This is a genomic window from Oryzomonas sagensis (assembly GCF_008802355.1).
Lineage (GTDB): Bacteria > Desulfobacterota > Desulfuromonadia > Geobacterales > Pseudopelobacteraceae > Oryzomonas > Oryzomonas sagensis.
Window position 1 is genome coordinate 542800 of sequence record NZ_VZRA01000001.1, and the last position, 17058, is coordinate 559857.

General features: G+C 57.8%; 9 protein-coding genes. 2 read left to right on the forward strand and 7 right to left on the reverse strand.

The features are described 5' to 3' along the window. Window positions 1–9: 9 nt before the first annotated feature. The 5 genes from F6V30_RS02450 to rplU all read right to left on the reverse strand — a co-directional run bounded on the left by F6V30_RS02450 (window position 10) and on the right by rplU (window position 8186). The gene (locus F6V30_RS02450) at window positions 10–2313 is read right to left on the reverse strand and encodes an MBG domain-containing protein (RefSeq protein WP_151154919.1); all 2304 of its coding nucleotides are present in this window, start codon (window positions 2311–2313) and stop codon (window positions 10–12) included. Between the two features lie 56 nt (window positions 2314–2369). Next, window positions 2370–4892: a carboxypeptidase regulatory-like domain-containing protein gene (locus tag F6V30_RS02455; protein ID WP_151154920.1), complete on the reverse strand. Its 2523-nt coding sequence runs from the start codon at window positions 4890–4892 to the stop codon at window positions 2370–2372. 367 nt (window positions 4893–5259) lie between these two features. Continuing rightward, on the reverse strand, window positions 5260–7383 hold the full coding sequence (locus F6V30_RS02460) for a methyl-accepting chemotaxis protein (protein WP_191965551.1): 2124 nt from the start codon (window positions 7381–7383) through the stop codon (window positions 5260–5262). 208 nt (window positions 7384–7591) lie between these two features. Continuing rightward, complete coding sequence (rpmA, locus tag F6V30_RS02465; protein WP_149307681.1) at window positions 7592–7846, reverse strand: 50S ribosomal protein L27; 255 nt, start codon at window positions 7844–7846, stop codon at window positions 7592–7594. A 31-nt stretch (window positions 7847–7877) separates the two neighbouring features. Further along, the gene (gene rplU, locus F6V30_RS02470) at window positions 7878–8186 is read right to left on the reverse strand and encodes a 50S ribosomal protein L21 (protein ID WP_151154921.1); all 309 of its coding nucleotides are present in this window, start codon (window positions 8184–8186) and stop codon (window positions 7878–7880) included. A gap of 270 nt (window positions 8187–8456) precedes the next feature. On the opposite strand from rplU, the gene F6V30_RS02475 reads away from it, so the two are divergent. Next, window positions 8457–9227: a hypothetical protein gene (locus F6V30_RS02475; RefSeq protein ID WP_151154922.1), complete on the forward strand. Its 771-nt coding sequence runs from the start codon at window positions 8457–8459 to the stop codon at window positions 9225–9227. A gap of 152 nt (window positions 9228–9379) precedes the next feature. Further along, a complete protein-coding gene (locus F6V30_RS02480) occupies window positions 9380–10636 on the forward strand; it encodes a hypothetical protein (protein ID WP_151154923.1) in 1257 nt (418 codons plus the stop codon). A gap of 315 nt (window positions 10637–10951) precedes the next feature. On the opposite strand, the gene F6V30_RS02485 is transcribed toward F6V30_RS02480, so the two are convergent. Together F6V30_RS02485 and F6V30_RS02490 are read right to left on the reverse strand one after the other, a co-directional pair. Next, a complete protein-coding gene (locus F6V30_RS02485; protein WP_151154924.1) occupies window positions 10952–11317 on the reverse strand; it encodes a hypothetical protein in 366 nt (121 codons plus the stop codon). A 271-nt stretch (window positions 11318–11588) separates the two neighbouring features. Further along, window positions 11589–17012 (reverse strand): PKD domain-containing protein, encoded by a 5424-nt coding sequence (locus F6V30_RS02490; RefSeq protein WP_151154925.1) that lies wholly within the window; start codon window positions 17010–17012, stop codon window positions 11589–11591. Between the last annotated feature and the right edge of the window lie 46 nt (window positions 17013–17058).

A 17058-nucleotide genomic window follows, 5' to 3' on the forward strand; every position in this document is an offset into this window, starting at 1 on the left:
TTTGCACGTTTACCAAGTAATTGTCCCAACGGCCCTCTCAAGAACCAAGAGAACATCGCGGATATCGATCACGCCATCCGGCGACGGCTTTTTGTTGCCGTCCAGAGGACCGACGTCGCAGTTGACCAATTGGGCAGCGGTCGGCGTGTCCAGGCCCAAGGAAAAACGCAGCACCTTTATAGCATCGGCAACGGTCGGTGTCGAGGTACCATCCAGCGCACCCGTGGGGTACGCCCTGATCACGTTGCGCTGTACCGTGGCGGCGTTCAGCGCCAAGTCGGTAGCGGTAACGATAATCGGATACGTCTTGAAATCCGGTAACGGGATAAGCTGGCTGAAGCTGCCGTCGGCCGCGACCGCCGGGGTGTATGTCTGGCCATTTGCCGAGATGCTGATCTGGGCGCTGGTAACGGCATCCGTGACCGTGCCGCTCAGGGTGATGCTTGAATTGCGGATCGTGACGTCCTGAGCCGGGCTGGTTATCTGTAGGGTGGGGGCGTTGGTATCCGAAGTAATGTTTCTCTGAACGGTGTGAACGCCCGTCACGGTATCTGTCGCGGTAATGAGAATGGTATTTGCCCCCGAGACGAGATTATTGACCGTATAGGTAAAATTATCCCCATTGAGCGTGGCCGTGCCATTTAAGACACCGTTGAGGGTAATGGTTACTGTCGTGGACTGGGGAGCGCCTACCGTTCCGACGATATCGACAAAGGTCTTGCTGGTGTAACTGCCGTCGGTCGGTTGGGTTATCGTCAGATCGGCCAGGGTCGGGTCCAACGTAATGGTACGCGTATTGGTACTGGTGTTGCTGCCCGCGTCGGTTGCGGTGACGACAATGACATTCGCACCGGTTGACAATGTTATGGCGGTGCTGAAATTGCCGCTGCCGTCGAAGGAAACGCTGATGGGCGTACCGCCATTGTCCGTGATGGTCAGGCCCGAAACGGCACTGCCTCCAGTGGCGGCGGTTACGGTGCCGCTGATGGTAAGCGTCAGATTCTTGGTGCTGGTGCCGTCCGGCAAGGTGTTGACCGTCAGGGTCGGGCCGTTGAAGACCGTCAGTGTGCCGTTCACCAGGGTAAAGGTGTAGTTGGATGCAGCCAGGGTTCCTGCGCCGATGGTGATGGGATAGGTTCCCACCGGGCTCGACTGGACGGCGGTGGTGGTAAGCGTCGGAGCGCCGCTCAGGACGGCAGCCGTTTCACTATTGACGAAGCCGCTGGGGGTGTAGGTCAGTGTCGGGTTTGCCGTGTTGATGAGCCTGCTCTTGTTGTCGGCGGTTATGGTCAGAGCAGCCTTGCCGACCGTCAGGGTCTGGGAGACGCTTGTTGCTGCGTTGACGGTGGCAGTGCCGGCCTGACTGGCGGTGATGGTGGAGGTTCCGACACCGACGATATGGATGTTACCGGCAACGATGGTGGCGACCGCCGCATTGGAACTGGCATAGCTGACCGCCAAGCCGGAACTGGCCGTGGCGCCGGGGCTGAAGTCGGCGGCCCCGTAGGTCTTGGCGGCAAGCGCGCCAAAGGTGATGGTCTGGTCCGCCTTGTTGACCGTCAGGGTCTGCTGGACGTTTGTGGCGGTACTGTACGTGGCATCGCCTCCCTGGCTGGCGGTGATGGTGGAGGTTCCGACACCGACGATATGGATGTTACCGGAGACGATGGTGGCAACGGATGTATTGGAACTGGCATAGCTTACCGCCAGGCCGGAACTGGCCGTGGCACCGGGGCTGAAGTCGGCGGCCCCGTAGGTCTTGGCCGGAATTGTCGGGAATGTGATGGTCTGCGCCAGAAGCGCCTTGGTCAAGGTTTCGTTGGTACCGGTGATATTCGGCGGCAAGATATCGCTTCCTTGTGCGTCAGTTGCCGACGGTGCATTTGTCAGGGTCAACGTCCCTGAGGCGCTTGCAGATACCGTAAAGGTAAGATTGGCAACGGTGCCGTCAGGAATAATGGCAGTTTGCGAAACAGGCAGCACGCCAAACCTGATGATGTTGTTCGTCGGTTTGCTGATGGTACTACTCGTTATGTCGGCGCCGACACTCGCGCCAAAACCTACGGCAACGGCCGATGCCCCGGCGGTTGCACTGACAAATGTCAACTGGGTGGGGTCGTAACCGATATCCATACCGACAGTGGCCAGCGTGTTGTTACTGTTGGAGAGCGTGATGGGCACGGTAACGGTGCCACCTGCCGTATACGTAGTTGTAGCAGGAGGTCCTATGTCAAGTGCCGGTACAACAGCAAATGCAGGGGCAGCCATGATAACTTGCAAGAATAAAAAAAACACAATGGACTTAAATTTCATATTTCCTCCAAAAGCGTCTATCACTCATCCGTATAACCGCCTATAACCTTCTAAACTTACAGCCCAAAATACGAATTAATTGCCTTTCTGGCTTCCCCGAGCGAAACGGAGCCATTTTCGTCCAAATCAATGCATTGGGGCGGGCTCGATGGAGAAAAGTACTGATTGATGGCGGTTCTCGCTTCGCCTAACGTCACTTTCCCATCTCCGTTACAATCTCCCGGCCGGAAGACGATGTTGCGGAGAATAGCCGCCGTGCCGGTGCCGGTGGCGGTAACCGCAATAGTATATGTCTGGACGCTGCTCAAAGCTATCGTTTGCGTGAAAGCATTACCGGCGATGGCGGGGGTGTACGTCTGGGTGGTGATGTAGGGGCCGCTCACGCTTATGCTTACACCGGTAACATCGCTGCTGACCGTTCCATTGAGGGTGATGTTCACCTTGGTTGTGGTGAAATCCTGAGTAATCGTCTGGGCCGGATTGGTTACGCCGGCAGTAACGGCGAGACTCGGCTGGCTGCTGTTGTAGATGACCGTCCTCTTGGCGGTGCTGGTGCCGCTCGGCGTCGTTGCGACAATATCAACAGTATTCCCACCCGCTGTCAAGGGGATGTTGCTGAAACTATACGTTCCGCTGCCTGGGGCAGCGGACGTGGTGCTGGTTGTGGCATCAACGGCATTACGGACCGTTACCGTGACGTTGGTAGCGGTCGCATCAACGGTGCCGCTGACCGTAATGGCGGCCTGGTTCGTGGTGCTGACATCCGCAGGGGTGTCGACCGTCAAAAGCGGAGCAGAGGAACTGTACGTAATCGTGCGGGTGATCGTTGTCACGTTGTTGGCGTTGTCGGTGGCTACAATGGCGACGGTGTTTGCGCCGCTGTTCAGAACGACCGCCTTGCTAAAGAACCCACTGGCGGTAATCAAGGCCGGATCGACCGTCTGCCCCTTCACGGTCAAACTTTTAAGACCGCCGACATCGCTGACGATCCCGCTGACATTCAGCACCGGGTTGTTCGTGGTGGCCCCATCGAGCAGGGTGGAAACCGTAAGGGCGGGCGGTGTCGTATCGACAACCAGCACGCTGGCCGAACAACTCGCCGTGGTGCCGCCGTTGGTGCCGGCGCACGTCCAACTCCAGGGCCCTGTGCCGGTTACCGATGAAGCCGTTCCGGTCGAGCAGAGGTTCGTGGTGGGGGCGACGGAGAAGCTGCCCCCATTGGCAGAGCCGCAGATCCCGTTAGACGGCAGTGTTATCGTCACGGTCTGCGGGCTCCCATAGACCGCCGACACCAGGTTGGTGGAGTCCTTTGCCCAGGGGTACAGGGTTATGACGCCACTATTGGAAGCGGTATAGCTGGTGGGAGCGGTTGCCGACCAACCACTGGCGGTGTAGAGTGGCGCCGTTGAGCTCTCGGTGATCAGATAGCCCGTGACACCGTTGGAACCGCTCGCGGTGAGGGTAATGCCCGTGAGCGTCGTTGAACTCGACGTGGCCGGCGCGCTGAAACCGGTGATCGCAGGCTTGACGTTCGATGCCAGGGCTGCGTTGATGCCGGATGTGGTTGAATTCGTGGCAACGGTTATGATATCCGCCGCACCGAGTGACGTTTGATTGTTGTAGTAATGCTTGTGTGTTGAGTCCGAATATACTTTATTGGCGTCATCAAACTGGACGACACATTGCCCGGCGGCGATACCACCGATTTTGTACGTCCCGTCCGCCAGTGTCTGCACCCCGGTAAAATTATCATAGAAATTTCCGCTTTTGTCTGAAGTTAAAAGATAGACCCAAATGCCGGCGATCCCCGTGCCGGTCAAATTGGTAACCTTTCCCGTTATCTGGCTACGAACAAGTAATGTGTTCGGGGCAAGAGTATTGATACCCGTACCTGCCCCGGCGGTGACGGTCCACGCAGAGGTTTGATCAAGATAATTGGCGCCGCTGAATTTGAGTTTGTAGGTTCCTGCGGGCACCAACCCCGCAATGAAGTTGCCGTTGGCATCCGTCACGACACTGGGAATGTTTGACAGCACCGCACCATTCTGATCGCAGACATTCACCTGAACACCGGAAATAACTGCACTTGTGGCGTTGTCTATCACCTTGCCGGAGATGGTCCCCCAGGTGCCGAATTTGGCATCGATGCCGGAAGTCACAACGCCTGCCACAACCGCAACCGGATCGGCAGAAGCGGCCTGTGACGTCAATTTGTTCTTATAATAAATCTGTGCGTTTTCTCCCGCCGGCGCGGCAGGATTTGTGAACATCACATAATAGGTCCCTGCGGCAAGGGCTGAACAGCTGCCGCCGTCGTTCGTGTACAGCGTGCTTGAATCATCATACGTATAGTTGCCGCTTGCATCCGTCAAGACATAGCAATTGGGGAACTGGGTCACCGATACCTGTATATTGGCTTTAGCCGTTCCGGCCAGATCGGTTGCGGTACCCTTGAATCCGATAGCTGCGAATGCGTCGGCGTATCCAGCAGCAATACAGAGCATCGTCATAACTATCGCACAGAATACCCGTGAAACTCTTTTCCGTATCAACATCTGCACAACACCATGCTTCATCATGCCGGACACTCTCCTTTTTCGTTCGAAGCAAAAATAACGGCCAACGGTCCCAATATCGCCAAAACCCTACTCAATATGGTTAAAAGGCTAACCTAACAAAAATTGTGAATTATTTCGAATAATTTGAATCTGCCCATCAGGGCTTATCCGCACGAACCGCCATACAAGGAATGCCCGGCCAATCGCGTGAGCAAATTCAGGCGTGAAATATTTTCATGCAAAAAAAGTACCTTGACGGAAAACCGGGACAACCCGAGCCAGACAGATTGAAGATAGTCATACCCACCAATGCACAGAGCCCCGCAAGGTTACCTGCGAGGCTCTGTAATACATTTTACTGAAAATATTCCGGCCAGAAGAGCGCCGACTAGGACTTGGACTTCCTGTCCAGCTTGATGACCGATTCGCACGGCGACAGGTAGCCGATGCGGATGCCGCCCCAATGCCGGCCGCCGATCATGAGCGGCCGCGACATGTCGTTGAGGATCTCGCCCGTATCGCGACGATAGGTTTGGAGCAGGAAACCATCGGTGTTCTGGGCGCAGCGGATGCCGGTACGGTCGTTGAAAATTCGCTTGGTGCGGTTATTGCTCTTATCCGTCTCCGGGTCTCCGGTCAAAGGCTTCGTGTAGCGCAGGTTGTGGCACGGGCAATACCCGTTGCTGTCCACGCAGATGGCGTAAAAGAGCTTGCCGTCCTTGCCGACCGCTTTCTCCTGGAAAGAGGATATCACGCGGTCGAAAAAGGCATCGAATTTGGTCGTGTATTTTTGAGGGTTGGTATTGGGGACCGGGACATGGTTTCTGTCGAACAGGGCCTCCATCGTGATCGTCCGGTCGCGCAACGCCGTCTCGATCGCAGCCAGCACCTCCCCTTCCATCTCGCGGACATGGGATTTGACGGTATCGTGATAGTTGCCGACCGAAAATTTGCCCACCGTGCCGTAGATCTGCTCTATCAGATCCGAGAAGGTCCCAAAGGCCTCGTTGGTCGCCTGGGTCAATTCAAACGTCTCGTTCGCCGTGGCGGAAACGCTCTGGATATTTTCCGAAATCTCCTGGGTGGTGGTGCTCTGCTGTTCGGAAGCGGCCGCAATCTGCTCAATCATGGTATGCGATTCGACGGCATGGCTTTTTATGTTCTCAAGACGCTGCCGCGCCTCTTCAGCCTTGGTGAGACCGGTCTGGACGAGGTCCGTTTCAGTAACGATCATGGCGGCTGCCTTCCGGCTGGCTTGCTGGATATTGGTCACAATCCGTTCGATCTCCCGGGTGGACCGGGTAGTCTTCTCGGCCAGCCCCTTCACCTCGCTGGCCACCACGGCGAACCCCTTCCCGGCGTCGCCGGCGCGGGCGGCCTCGATGGAGGCGTTCAACGCCAACAGGTTGGTCTGGTCGGCGATATCCTCGATCAGGACCACCATCTCGCCGATACTTGCCGATGAGGCCTCCAACTGGCGGATGGTCTCCAACGTACTGTTCACGCTCTCGCTGATCTGCCGCATGCAATTCCAGGTTTCCTCCACCACCACCATGCCGTCGCTCGCGGCAACATCGACATCCGACGAGAGCGTTGCCGCCCGGTGGGTGTTGCCGGCCACGTCGTTGATGGTCATGGTCATCTCTTCCGATGCCACCGCCACCGCCGAAGCCTGCTCCTTCTGATCCTGGCTCATCCTCAGGGTGCGGTCCGTGCCGAAGGAGAGCTCGCAGACGCCGCTGCCGATCATGCAGGCCTGCTGGTACAGGAGCGAGATGGTTTCGCGAATCTTCGTCGTCAGCCGGTTGACCTCCGTACCCAGGTTCCCCAGTTCATCGTCGGAACGGACGCGCAGTACCTGGGTCAGATCCCCCTCGCCGCTGGCCATTTCGGCCAACTGCTCGTGCAACTCCCTGACCTGGAGCACCAGCGTCCGGCTAAAAAAGAGGTACAGGGCCGCGAGGATCGCAAAGAAGAAGCAGAAGCCGACCACCGACAGCACGATTGTCAGCCGGAAGGCGCTTGCATACCCCTCTTCCAGGGAGGTGGTCAGCATCAATCCCCCCCGATGCCGGGCGGTGGCATCGTGGCAGCTATGGCAGCGCTGCTCGTTCTCCAGGGGCAACGCCAGGGTCAAAAGATGCCGGCCATCCTTCGTATCCAGACGTTCGACGTTCTTGCCCGCTTTTAAGGCCGCGCGAACTTCCTCGCTTGGCGCACCGTTGCCGCCCCACTCTTTGCCATCGCCGTTGAACAGCCGGATCTCCTGAATTCCACCCTTGGCTTTGATGTCCTTGACGTACGTATCGAAATTCTTCATATCGCCGATGGTCATCAGGTTGAGCAGGTCATGGCTCACCGTTGCCGCAATCTGGCGGGCATTGTGCTTTTCCAGGTCCATAGTGGCACTGTATTCAAGGTAAATCGAAAGAACGCCCAGGCCGGCAAAACCGATACAGAGTATGCCGCCGATCATGGTCAGGATCTTGCGCGTCAATTTTGATTTGAACATGGGAGCCTCTGGAATCAGGAAGGTATTTGGTAGCGTTTGCAGCGGATGGTTGCTAGCTAACTAGCCTGTTATACTAAATTTTTGTAGTATACAGTAAAATAACGGCGAGTGCAAACAATATATTTAAACATCGTTCTGTTATTTCCCTTGGCCACAAAAAAACCCGGAAGGTTTATCTTCCGGGTTTTGAGAACTGATTTAACGGCGCTTAGTTGGGATATACGGAAACCTTTTTCCGGTCCTTGCCCATACGCTCGAAGGTCACGATGCCGTCGATCAGAGCGAACAGCGTATAATCCTTACCGCAGCCGACATTGTTGCCGGGGTGGATCTGGGTGCCGTGCTGACGATAGATGATATTGCCGGCCGTAACGGATTCGCCGCCGAACTTTTTGCAACCAAGCCTCTGGCCGTCCGAATCCCTGCCGTTGCGTGAACTGCCTACACCTTTTTTATGTGCCATTTCCGTGTCTCCTGGGAAAAAATATCGTGTATTATGCGCTGATCTTTTCTATCTTGAGGACCGTGCGCTCCTGGCGATGGCCGCGAAGTTTGCGGGAATCCTTACGGCGTTTGGACTTGAACACGAGAATCTTCTTGTCCTTGCCCTGAGCCGCGATCTTGGCAGTTACCGTGGCGCCGGCAACCAGCGGAGCGCCAATGGCAATCTTTTCGCCGCCGACCATGAGAACCTCGGCAAATTCAATGCTGTCGCCGATGTTGCCATCAAGTTTTTCAACCTTGAGGAACTCACCTTCACTTACCTTATACTGCTTGCCGCCTGTCTTGATAACTGCGTACATATGTGGTCTCCATCTAATTCAATTTTGCAGAGTTTTGGACTATAGGTGATGCCGCCCCACAAGTCAAGTATTTTTTGCCCACGGATTTTCTATTTCGCGCATGATTCCACTTTTCCGTCGATTTCGCATATTCGGATATTTCCGCCGATGAAATAGAAACTTACGGCTTCCAAATCTGGCGGGAATAGTGTAAAAATAAATAGACGATCTTCCGTGCCTGATAGGCATATTGTTCGTTCGATCCAATTCAAATTGACAGGAGCCAGAAAAATGAATGTTCGCTGCAATGCCTTTGCCGCCGGTTGCTCACTTGCCTTCGCCGTAGCCCTCCAATCCGGCTGTGCGACCGCCCCGAAAACAACCCCCGCCACGCCGCAGACCGCGCAACAGACCCAGCAGCAAACCGCTGCGCAGGAAGAGCAACCGCAAATTCTGGCCGGCAAGGTTGTCGAAACCATGAACAGCGGTGGTTATACGTACATCAACCTGGAAAGCAACGGCAAAAAGACCTGGGTGGCGGTCCCTCCCATGAAGGTTGAGGTCGGCCAGGAAGTAAAACTTTCCCCGGGCATGGAGATGGGCAAATTCACCAGCTCGACCCTGAAACGGACCTTCGACAGCATCATCTTCTCGTCGGGGCCGGTGGGAAATAGCGCCGTTCAAATGCAGGGGAACCTCCCGAAAGTCGACCCGACCGCCAAACTCCCGGCGGGCCATCCGTCACTGGGCCAGATGCAGCAGAAACAGCAGATGCCGCAGGGACACCCGGCAATCGACGCCAAAGCGGCTGCCGCACCCGCAGCTAACGCAGGCGCCGGGATCTCCGGCAAGGTCGTCGAAACCATGGACGGCGGCGGATACACCTATGTCAACGTGGAAAAAGACGGCAAAAAAACCTGGGTCGCCATTCCTGTCACGCCCGTGACGGTAGGGTCGGAAATCGAACTCCAGCCCGGCGCGGTAATTTCCAACTTTTCCAGCAAAACCCTCAAGAGGACTTTTGACAGCGTCGTATTCTCGGGCGGAATCGTAACGAAGTAATCCCCAACCCGAGACTCGTCTGTTCCCCACCAGGAAATGAGCACTTTTTTCGCCACGGCGGGAAAGTGCTCATTTTCGAATGAAAACAAAATACACTCCGCGACGGTGCAGAGCGTTTCGATCCCCTGAAAGCGAAAGGTTGGACCCATTACATGCGTTGGATATACGGGCTGGTCGCTGTTTGTTTCATGATGCTGGCAGCAGGGTGCGGGAACCTGTCCCGGCCGATGGATTTCCACTTTGATACACAGAATAACGTGGCCCAGAATGCGACCATAACGTCAAACACCATCACGATCCAGGGCAACCAGTTTGCGGCCGACATCACCATCGTCAACGGCACCTATTCCATCAGCGGGGGGGCCTATACCAGCGCCGCCGGGAAAATAGGGCTGAACCAGACGCTCACCATCCAGCAGACGTCCGCCGCCACGACCAACACCGCCACCGTCACCACGGTCACGGTGGGCGGCTACACCACCACCTTCACCTCGGTCACGAACAGCGAGCTGTCGTTCCAGGCACAGACCGGCGTCGAGCTCAGTTCCACCATTACGTCCAACACCCTCACCATCCCGTCCACCTGGTCTTCATCCGCCATCAGCATCGTTGGGGGAAATTATTCCATCGACGGCGGCGCATACACCAACGCAGACGGCACCATCGGACCGGGCCAGACCTTGGCGGTCCAGCACACCTCTTCCGCGAGCAATTCGACGACGACAACCACGACGGTGACCGTCGGCAGTCATACCATAACCTTTACCTCCACGACCAAGGGCGTAACCTTGCCGAGCTTTTCCGCCGTGGTAGATGCCGAGCTCAACACACTGGTCGAATCGGCTCCGATTACCTACCCCAGCACCCTTACCGCAGCGACCGTATCGATTCTCAACGGCCTGTTTGCCATCTCGACCGATACCAGCGGTACGGCATGGGGCAGCTTTACCAATGGGACCGATACGGCAAACAACACCATTCAGCCGGGTCGATTGCTGAAGGTCAATCAGACCACTGCCAACAGTTACCTGGGCCAGACGGTCACGACCGTCACCATTGGCGGCAGCAGCACGACCTTTATTACCACCACCAAGATCGGCGGCACGACCGATGCCACCGGCACGATCAAGTTCCTCAGTTTTCATCCGAGCACGACGCTGTTCGATGCAACGACTACTTCGTTGAGTTTATATGCAAACTTGCAGAATAGCGGCAGCGCTTCCGCCGCTGCAACCGTTACCTGGCAAGCCAAGGATAGCAGTAACGCCGTGATCGCAAACGGCTCCTTCACAACCGCCAGCATCGCGCCTAACGGCGGGACGGTCACCTATACCTCTACGGGGACCAGTCTGCTCACGAGCCAATACCTTAAAATAGCTTCCTGGACTGTTTCGGTGGTGAAAAACTAGGCGCTGATTCAGCGATCGGCTGGATACAAAAAAAGCAGCGGGGCGGTCGCCCCCTGCTTTTTTTGTTAGCTCCCTTCCCCGGAAGCCCGTGCAAAAACGCTTGCATACCGACTCCACCCTCCCGTGACGGGAGCCCCACGGAGCCTGAAGGGGCTGGAGAGAAAACGGCGACATAAGGAATAACAAAGCTCCCTCCTCCCTGGCGAGGGGGAAGGGAGCTTTGTGGACTTCTTACGACGCATCATCGTATGCGCTCAACGGGCGCAGCCCGATTATGATCGTCGCCGGCTCGGTGCGGCCTGGGCGATTACCCTTCTATTCGGGATTATCCGAACCCGAAGTCGCCCGCGATCCCCGTGACGGACCGGCCGCCCGGCCTCCCCTGCCGCTGCGGGCGGCCTCTCTGGCTTCTTCCTGCTTTCTGCGTGCCTCGTCCTGCTGCTGCGTCGTTGCCGCGCCGTTACCCCCGGCTTGGGGGGCCGGTGCCGGTGCCTGCTGCTGCGGCCCGGGCTGCCCCGCAGCCTTGCTATCTGCCGGCTTGTCTGCGGCATCGCCCGTGTATTCGATAATGATCTGGGTATCGGTTTCGCGGATAGTCCCGTGGCCCGCCCCTGCCCGGACCTGGGCCGGAAGAGCGGCCATCAGCAGCGCCGGCAGGAGGTTTTTTGCCATCTTCAGCATAGCGCACATCCCCCTTTCCTCATCATGAACGTTCCCATCTTCTTTCCATGGCCGGCGGCAAAGCAGCCAACAACAGCCTTGCGTTTGTTCCTCCAGGCCGCCCTCACGTCTTGTTGCCCTACCCGGTAGTAATACCATTGTGCCGCCATTCGGCGCAATCGCATTTTCTCCGCCGCCGACACCGCGAGGGCGGAGAAATCATAAAAAAACCCCGCCTCTTTCGAGGCGGGGCAGCGGATTGCATTACATCAAAGCTTGCTACACCTGAGCACTACGGACGCTCAAATGTGTTCCATGCACCACTGGTACGGCTCCAGCCAAGGAGATAGACCATGGCTTCGGTGGTGCCGGAGGACAACGTGGTCAGGGTGCCGTCCGTGTAGGCAGCCGCACCCTTACCGAAGGTGAGGGTAACACCGTCGGCATTCAACTGGCCAGACGCAAGAGCCGTAGCGCCAGCCGATTGGTTCATGACCCCATCATCGAGGAAGTCGATGGAGTCGTACAGCAACCGACGTGCATAGGAACGAGCATGCACATAGGCAGCCGGGTCGCGGCTCAGCAGGTTGATGTTGAAGGCGGCACCTTCAAGCTTCAGGGCCTGCGCCGCGGTCAGCGCACCACTACGAGTCCAGTCGGTGACAGCTTTGTTGCTATTGGCCGTGTCGTAGAAGTACGGGTAGCTTGCCGGGTTGTAGCTGATGCCGTATTTGCTCAGCAGCTGGTTCTTGGCAAGTGTCAGCGCAGCCTGGAACACCTCGGACTGCGGCTCGATGAAGTGGGTGTTGAAGTTATCAATGGTGGTGATGTCATTCCCACCTTCCGACGTGTGGCACTGGTTGCAGACCTGGGTGATGGTAGCCTGGTCGATCTGCAGGCTATGACCCTTGGCACTGTTGCGCGGAGTCCCTGCGTTGGTGAAGCCCTGCATGTGGCAGGTGACGCACGGACCGTTGCTATCCAGGTTGCCGGCAACGAAGAAGGTCGGGTTATGGCTGTCGCCAATCATTGCTTTGGTACCCAGATTGCGGTGCGTACTGGTCAGGCCGCCTGCAAGGCCGTCGGGGGTACTGATCGCATCAGGTATCAAGGTTTTGCCGTACGTGCTTGTGCCGGCAGCCGCACTTGTCGAAGTGAAGTTGATGAAACCGGCTTTGGCATACATCAGGCCAGCTGCTGCCATGTAGTGCGAGTTCTGGAAGCTGGAGTTACCCATGCTCAGACCGTTGGTCTTCGCCGTAACCAGAGCGCCACCGGAAACACGGCCACTGTGGCAGGAGATGCAGATGTTGGATTGGCCCACGTCCGGGAACTTGGCAGTGATGCGGGCTTTTACCGTCAGCGCGGTGGCCTTGTCAACCGTGCTGATGTTGTAGAACGTCTGTACGCCTACGCTCTTACCGTAGCTGGACCGGTTGGTGAACGCAAGCGGGCTGACCGCAACGGTGCGGAGAGCTGTCGTGGTGCTTCCGCTGACATCGGCAGTGTGGCAGGCCGAGCAAGCAAGAGGCGAGTTGAACTTCTGGCCGTCGTTGGCGCCGACAGTGGCGACGGTGACGTACTTGCTGTCGGCAAACTGAGCGAAGCCGGCAGCAGTGTGGCAGCGAACGCAGTCGCTGGCCGGGATGGTGGTCTGGAAGTTGGCGGCGGAGCCGGAGTTCCTCCAGTCGTGGCTTGCACCCGGAACCCAGGCGGCGCCGGAACGGTTGCCGTGGTCGGAATCAGCCCATGCGGCGAGAACGTCCGCATTGGTCTGGAAGGTCTGGGTGGTGGTTGCGCCAATGCCGTGCGGATCGAACTTGAAGTGGCACTGGGCGCAGACGTTGATGCCCTTACCGACGTAACCGACATAGGCGGCGGATACGTTGTGGAAGGTTGCCGTCGTTGCGTTGGTGAAGTGGGCAACGCCGTCGAAGAGTTTGCTGTAGGCACCGGTATGGCAGGCGATGCAGGCAGCGCCGGCGCCGGTAGCGGAATACCCTTTGGCAAGCGAAGGCGTGCTCATGCTTGCGTAGGGGTGTGCCAGCCCGTTGACCGGGGTATGGCAGGTTGCGCAGTCAGGACCATGGCCGTTTTGGAAATGGCCGCTGGCAGCATACTGAGTTGCGATGACATTACCGGAATACGGATCAACGGTTGAGTTGTGGCAAGCGGTGCAGTCGGCTGTTGCCGAACCGGCCCTGTTGCCGTCGCCGCCGATGATGTAGGCTTTTGCTGCGGATGCATCTGCAGCCGCTACGCCGGAACCGCTGACGGCGGAGCTGATGTTGGCGTACGATGCCGTACCGGCTTTGAGTGAGCCGTATTTCACGAGCTCGATGGAGTCGAAGACGAGCTGTTTAACGTAGCTCGGGTTGTGGATGTAGGATGCTGCGTCTGCAGACTGGCCGTTGAGGAGCTGCAGGTTGAAGAATGCACCGTAGACCCTGGCAAACAGGGCCTGATTGCCGGTCCAGACATACCCGCGGGCGATAGTGGTCGCCGTGGTTCTATTTGCTGCCGTTTTCTGCAGCGAGTAGGCTTGACCGGTCAGGGTCGAGGTGCTGGTTGCGGAAGACAGCATCTTGAAGCCGGTGAAGTTGTTGGTGCTGGTCATCAAGCCGCCCAGTACCTTGAGGGACGATGCCAGTTCGGCTTTGGCCTGGTCGAGGTTGGCCTGACCGAAGTCGCTGGAGTGACATGCGGCGCATGCGGTGAAGCTGGTGATCTCCAGGCTGTGGCCTTCAGCCATGTGGCAACCAACGCACGGACCGTTGGCGGTGCCGGTGTTACCGGGGTTGGTAACGCCAATGTTGCTGTGGTTGTTCGCCGCTTCCGTGTAGGTCCTGCCGTCAGCGGTGTAGCGGTAGCCGACCTTCTGATCGACGATGGCCGACTGGTAGACACCGTGACCGGTCAGTGCGGAACCGGTGAAGCCGGTGCTGGTGAAGCCGCTGAATGTGGCAGCGAGGGCATTGATCATGGCCTCGCCGTTGGTCGCATTGGAGCGGCCGGCGTGACAGGAAACACAGACGTTGGACAGCTTGAGGTCGGAGTACATGACCGGAGTACCGGTTGCACCCTGAACACCGTTGAACCACTTGCCGGTGTTCTTGGTGGAGAAGTTGTAGAATGCCGGGTAGGCGCCTACGGCACGAACCGTAGCGGCGTTTTCAGGCATGGCCACGTTCTTCTCGCCGGAGACCGAACCCGGGGCGTCGTAGTGACAGGCGCGGCAGGTAATGACTTCGCCGGACACGTTGGTGTTGTTGGTGGCGGCAGAAGTCGCTGCTACCGTGTAGCCGGCCTCCTGGTAGCCCCAGGCGCGCAGGTCGTTGTACTTGCTGATGCCCAGAACCGAGCTCGTGTAGGAAACGAACTTCACGAAGCCGGTGGTGGTGTGGCAACGCACGCAACCGTCGGTGTAGCTGTTGGACGGTTTGATGCTGGCGGAACTGAAACCTCTGTACTTGAAGTAGTTCTTGGCAGCCCAACGGCCAAAGCCCGGGTCGGCATGAGTGCTTTCGGCATACTCGGCGTTCCGGGTGTTGTCGTGGGAGTGGCAGTTGGAGCAGCTGTTGTAGGTTGTGACGTACTGGGAAGACGAGTTGTAGAATACATACCGGCTTCCGGTGTACCAGCCGGTGGTGGTGGAACCCACATTTTTGGCGGCAGTGCCCAGTTTCGAGTACTGGTTGCCGTAGCTGTGCGGCACTTTCATGGCGCCGGTGGCGTCATAGATGCCGTAGCCGCTGCCGGCTGCATGGCAGGTCTGGCAATCGGTCCCTTTCTTCACCAGTGCCTGGTCGGCAGCGCCAGCAACAGGAGCTGCACCGCTGTAGGTGAAGAATTTTGCGATTGTGGAGTGCGGGTTGTGGCAGCTTGTGCACTCGAGGGTTTCAAAGGTGTTGGTAAAGTGGGACGATTTGTGGAATGCCACGGTGGTGGGGCCGTGTTTGCCGCCGGTATGACATTCTTCGCACGTATTGGCCGAGTTCGTGGTCGGGTTGTGCGGATCATGGCAAGCGACGCAGGCGTCCTTACCGGGACGGTTGACTGCTTGAGTGTCTTTCTTTCTCATGTTGGTGGTGTAGCTGGCCAACGGGTTGAGATTGGGTTTGAAGTGACACCGGTAGGCGCAGGTGGTGAGGCCGTCGGGGGCTTCACTGGTCGTCCAGGATTCATTGGGGTTGATCTGGCCTTCGGTAGCGGTACCGCCGTAAGGGGCGATCGCCGAGGCGCCGGTAAATTCAGGACCGTACTCGAACGAGTTGTTCCAGTGCGGGCTGGAGAAGAAGTCGACGGACGGCGTACCATGCTTGCCGTCGTTGACGTGGCAGTACAGACAGGTGTTGAAGGTGGAGACCACTCCATTGGCTACTTTGCCGGGGTGGCGAACCGTCGCGCCCGTCATGGTGTTGAACGTGCCGCCTGAGGTAGGTACCGAGGCTGCGGTCCATACGCCGATCGGGTTGACATTTGTACCCTGCAGGTTGCCGGAGTGGCAGACCTGGCAGCCGGTGGCGTCTTTGTACTGGGGGTTGGAGAAGTTGGCCGTGACCAGGTTGGGATCGCCGGCGGGGTTGAAGTGGCACTGGGTGGCGCAGGTGTGCTGGCCGTGTGCCGTCGAGACGTTATTGTAGGCGTTGGTCCAGTGTTTGCTCGTATTGAAGTTCGACGGATACATGCCCGGGTGGCTGCTGGTATCCACCTGGTGACAGTTGTTGCAGGAGTACACACTGGCTAAGCTGGAAGCGTTGAATCCGGCCATAGCATCGGGATTCCTGCCGTTGTGGCATGCGCTGCAGTAGTTGTTAACCGTGTTGGCAGACGACAACACGGTAATGGTAACCGGGGCGGCGACTTTGCTGCCATTCGTGGTCGTCACGGTAAGATTGGCAGTGTAGGTGCCTGCCACGGCAGGTACGGTAAAGGTGGCGGTCGGCGTGGCTGCCGAAGCCTGGGTTACCGTTACGGCCGCAGGACCGGTGACGCTGAAGGCGTAGCCGGTGATGGCGGTGTCGTTTGTGGACGATGCACGGCCGTCAAGCTTTACGGTTGCACCTTGGGCTGCGGTAGTGGGGGCCGACAAGATGGCCGACGTTTTGTAGGAAGCCGAGTAGGTTGCCGTAATGGTCGGGCTGCTCTGCAATTCGGCAGCGGTCAAGGTAACCTTGCCCACGGCGCCGGGGGTAACGCCTCCGGTCATCGTGTTCGTGGCGGCATTACCATTGACCTTGATGCCGGTAACGATCGAAGTGGAGCCGGGATAAACGCTGATGACCACCGTTGCGCTGCCGCCGATGCCCGTGAGGGCGGTCGAGAGGTTCGAGCTGAGCGACGGTGCGGTCTGCTGGATGAAAATGGTGCCGCCGGTCGACTGCGACGCGGTCACGGTGTACGAGGCCGCTGCCGCAAAGGTCACGGCCAGGTAGTGGGTGCCGCCGATCTGGGCGGGCAACTTGTTGCCCAGGGTAAAGGCAGCGCCGTCAAGCGTTGCGCTGGCGACAGTGCCCAGAACCGACGTGGCTACCGTTGCGCTGTTGTTGGCAGGGTAGGTGTAGTAAGTGCCGGAGCCCGCTGTTGTCAGACCGTTAGCGGTAACGGTATTAACACCTGTTTTGCCGCCACTGACCTTCACCTGCAGCGTATAGGCGCTGGCAAGTGCCGGTAGGAGCAGCAACAAGGTGCATAAAATGAAGCTGATCTTTCTCATTCTTTTCTCCTTTGGGGATTCATTACCGTAGAAATGTCATAGTATT

What these genes read in the sequence shown, in the direction of transcription:
- F6V30_RS02450 (WP_151154919.1), bottom strand. Translation starts at nt 2,313, where the DNA reads ATGAAATTTAAGTCCATTGTGTTTTTTTTATTCTTGCAAGTTATCATG.
- F6V30_RS02455 (WP_151154920.1), bottom strand. Translation starts at nt 4,892, where the DNA reads ATGATGAAGCATGGTGTTGTGCAGATGTTGATACGGAAAAGAGTTTCA.
- F6V30_RS02460 (WP_191965551.1), bottom strand. Translation starts at nt 7,383, where the DNA reads ATGTTCAAATCAAAATTGACGCGCAAGATCCTGACCATGATCGGCGGC.
- rpmA (WP_149307681.1), bottom strand. Translation starts at nt 7,846, where the DNA reads ATGGCACATAAAAAAGGTGTAGGCAGTTCACGCAACGGCAGGGATTCG.
- rplU (WP_151154921.1), bottom strand. Translation starts at nt 8,186, where the DNA reads ATGTACGCAGTTATCAAGACAGGCGGCAAGCAGTATAAGGTAAGTGAA.
- F6V30_RS02475 (WP_151154922.1), top strand. Translation starts at nt 8,457, where the DNA reads ATGAATGTTCGCTGCAATGCCTTTGCCGCCGGTTGCTCACTTGCCTTC.
- F6V30_RS02480 (WP_151154923.1), top strand. Translation starts at nt 9,380, where the DNA reads ATGCGTTGGATATACGGGCTGGTCGCTGTTTGTTTCATGATGCTGGCA.
- F6V30_RS02485 (WP_151154924.1), bottom strand. Translation starts at nt 11,317, where the DNA reads ATGCTGAAGATGGCAAAAAACCTCCTGCCGGCGCTGCTGATGGCCGCT.
- F6V30_RS02490 (WP_151154925.1), bottom strand. Translation starts at nt 17,012, where the DNA reads ATGAGAAAGATCAGCTTCATTTTATGCACCTTGTTGCTGCTCCTACCG.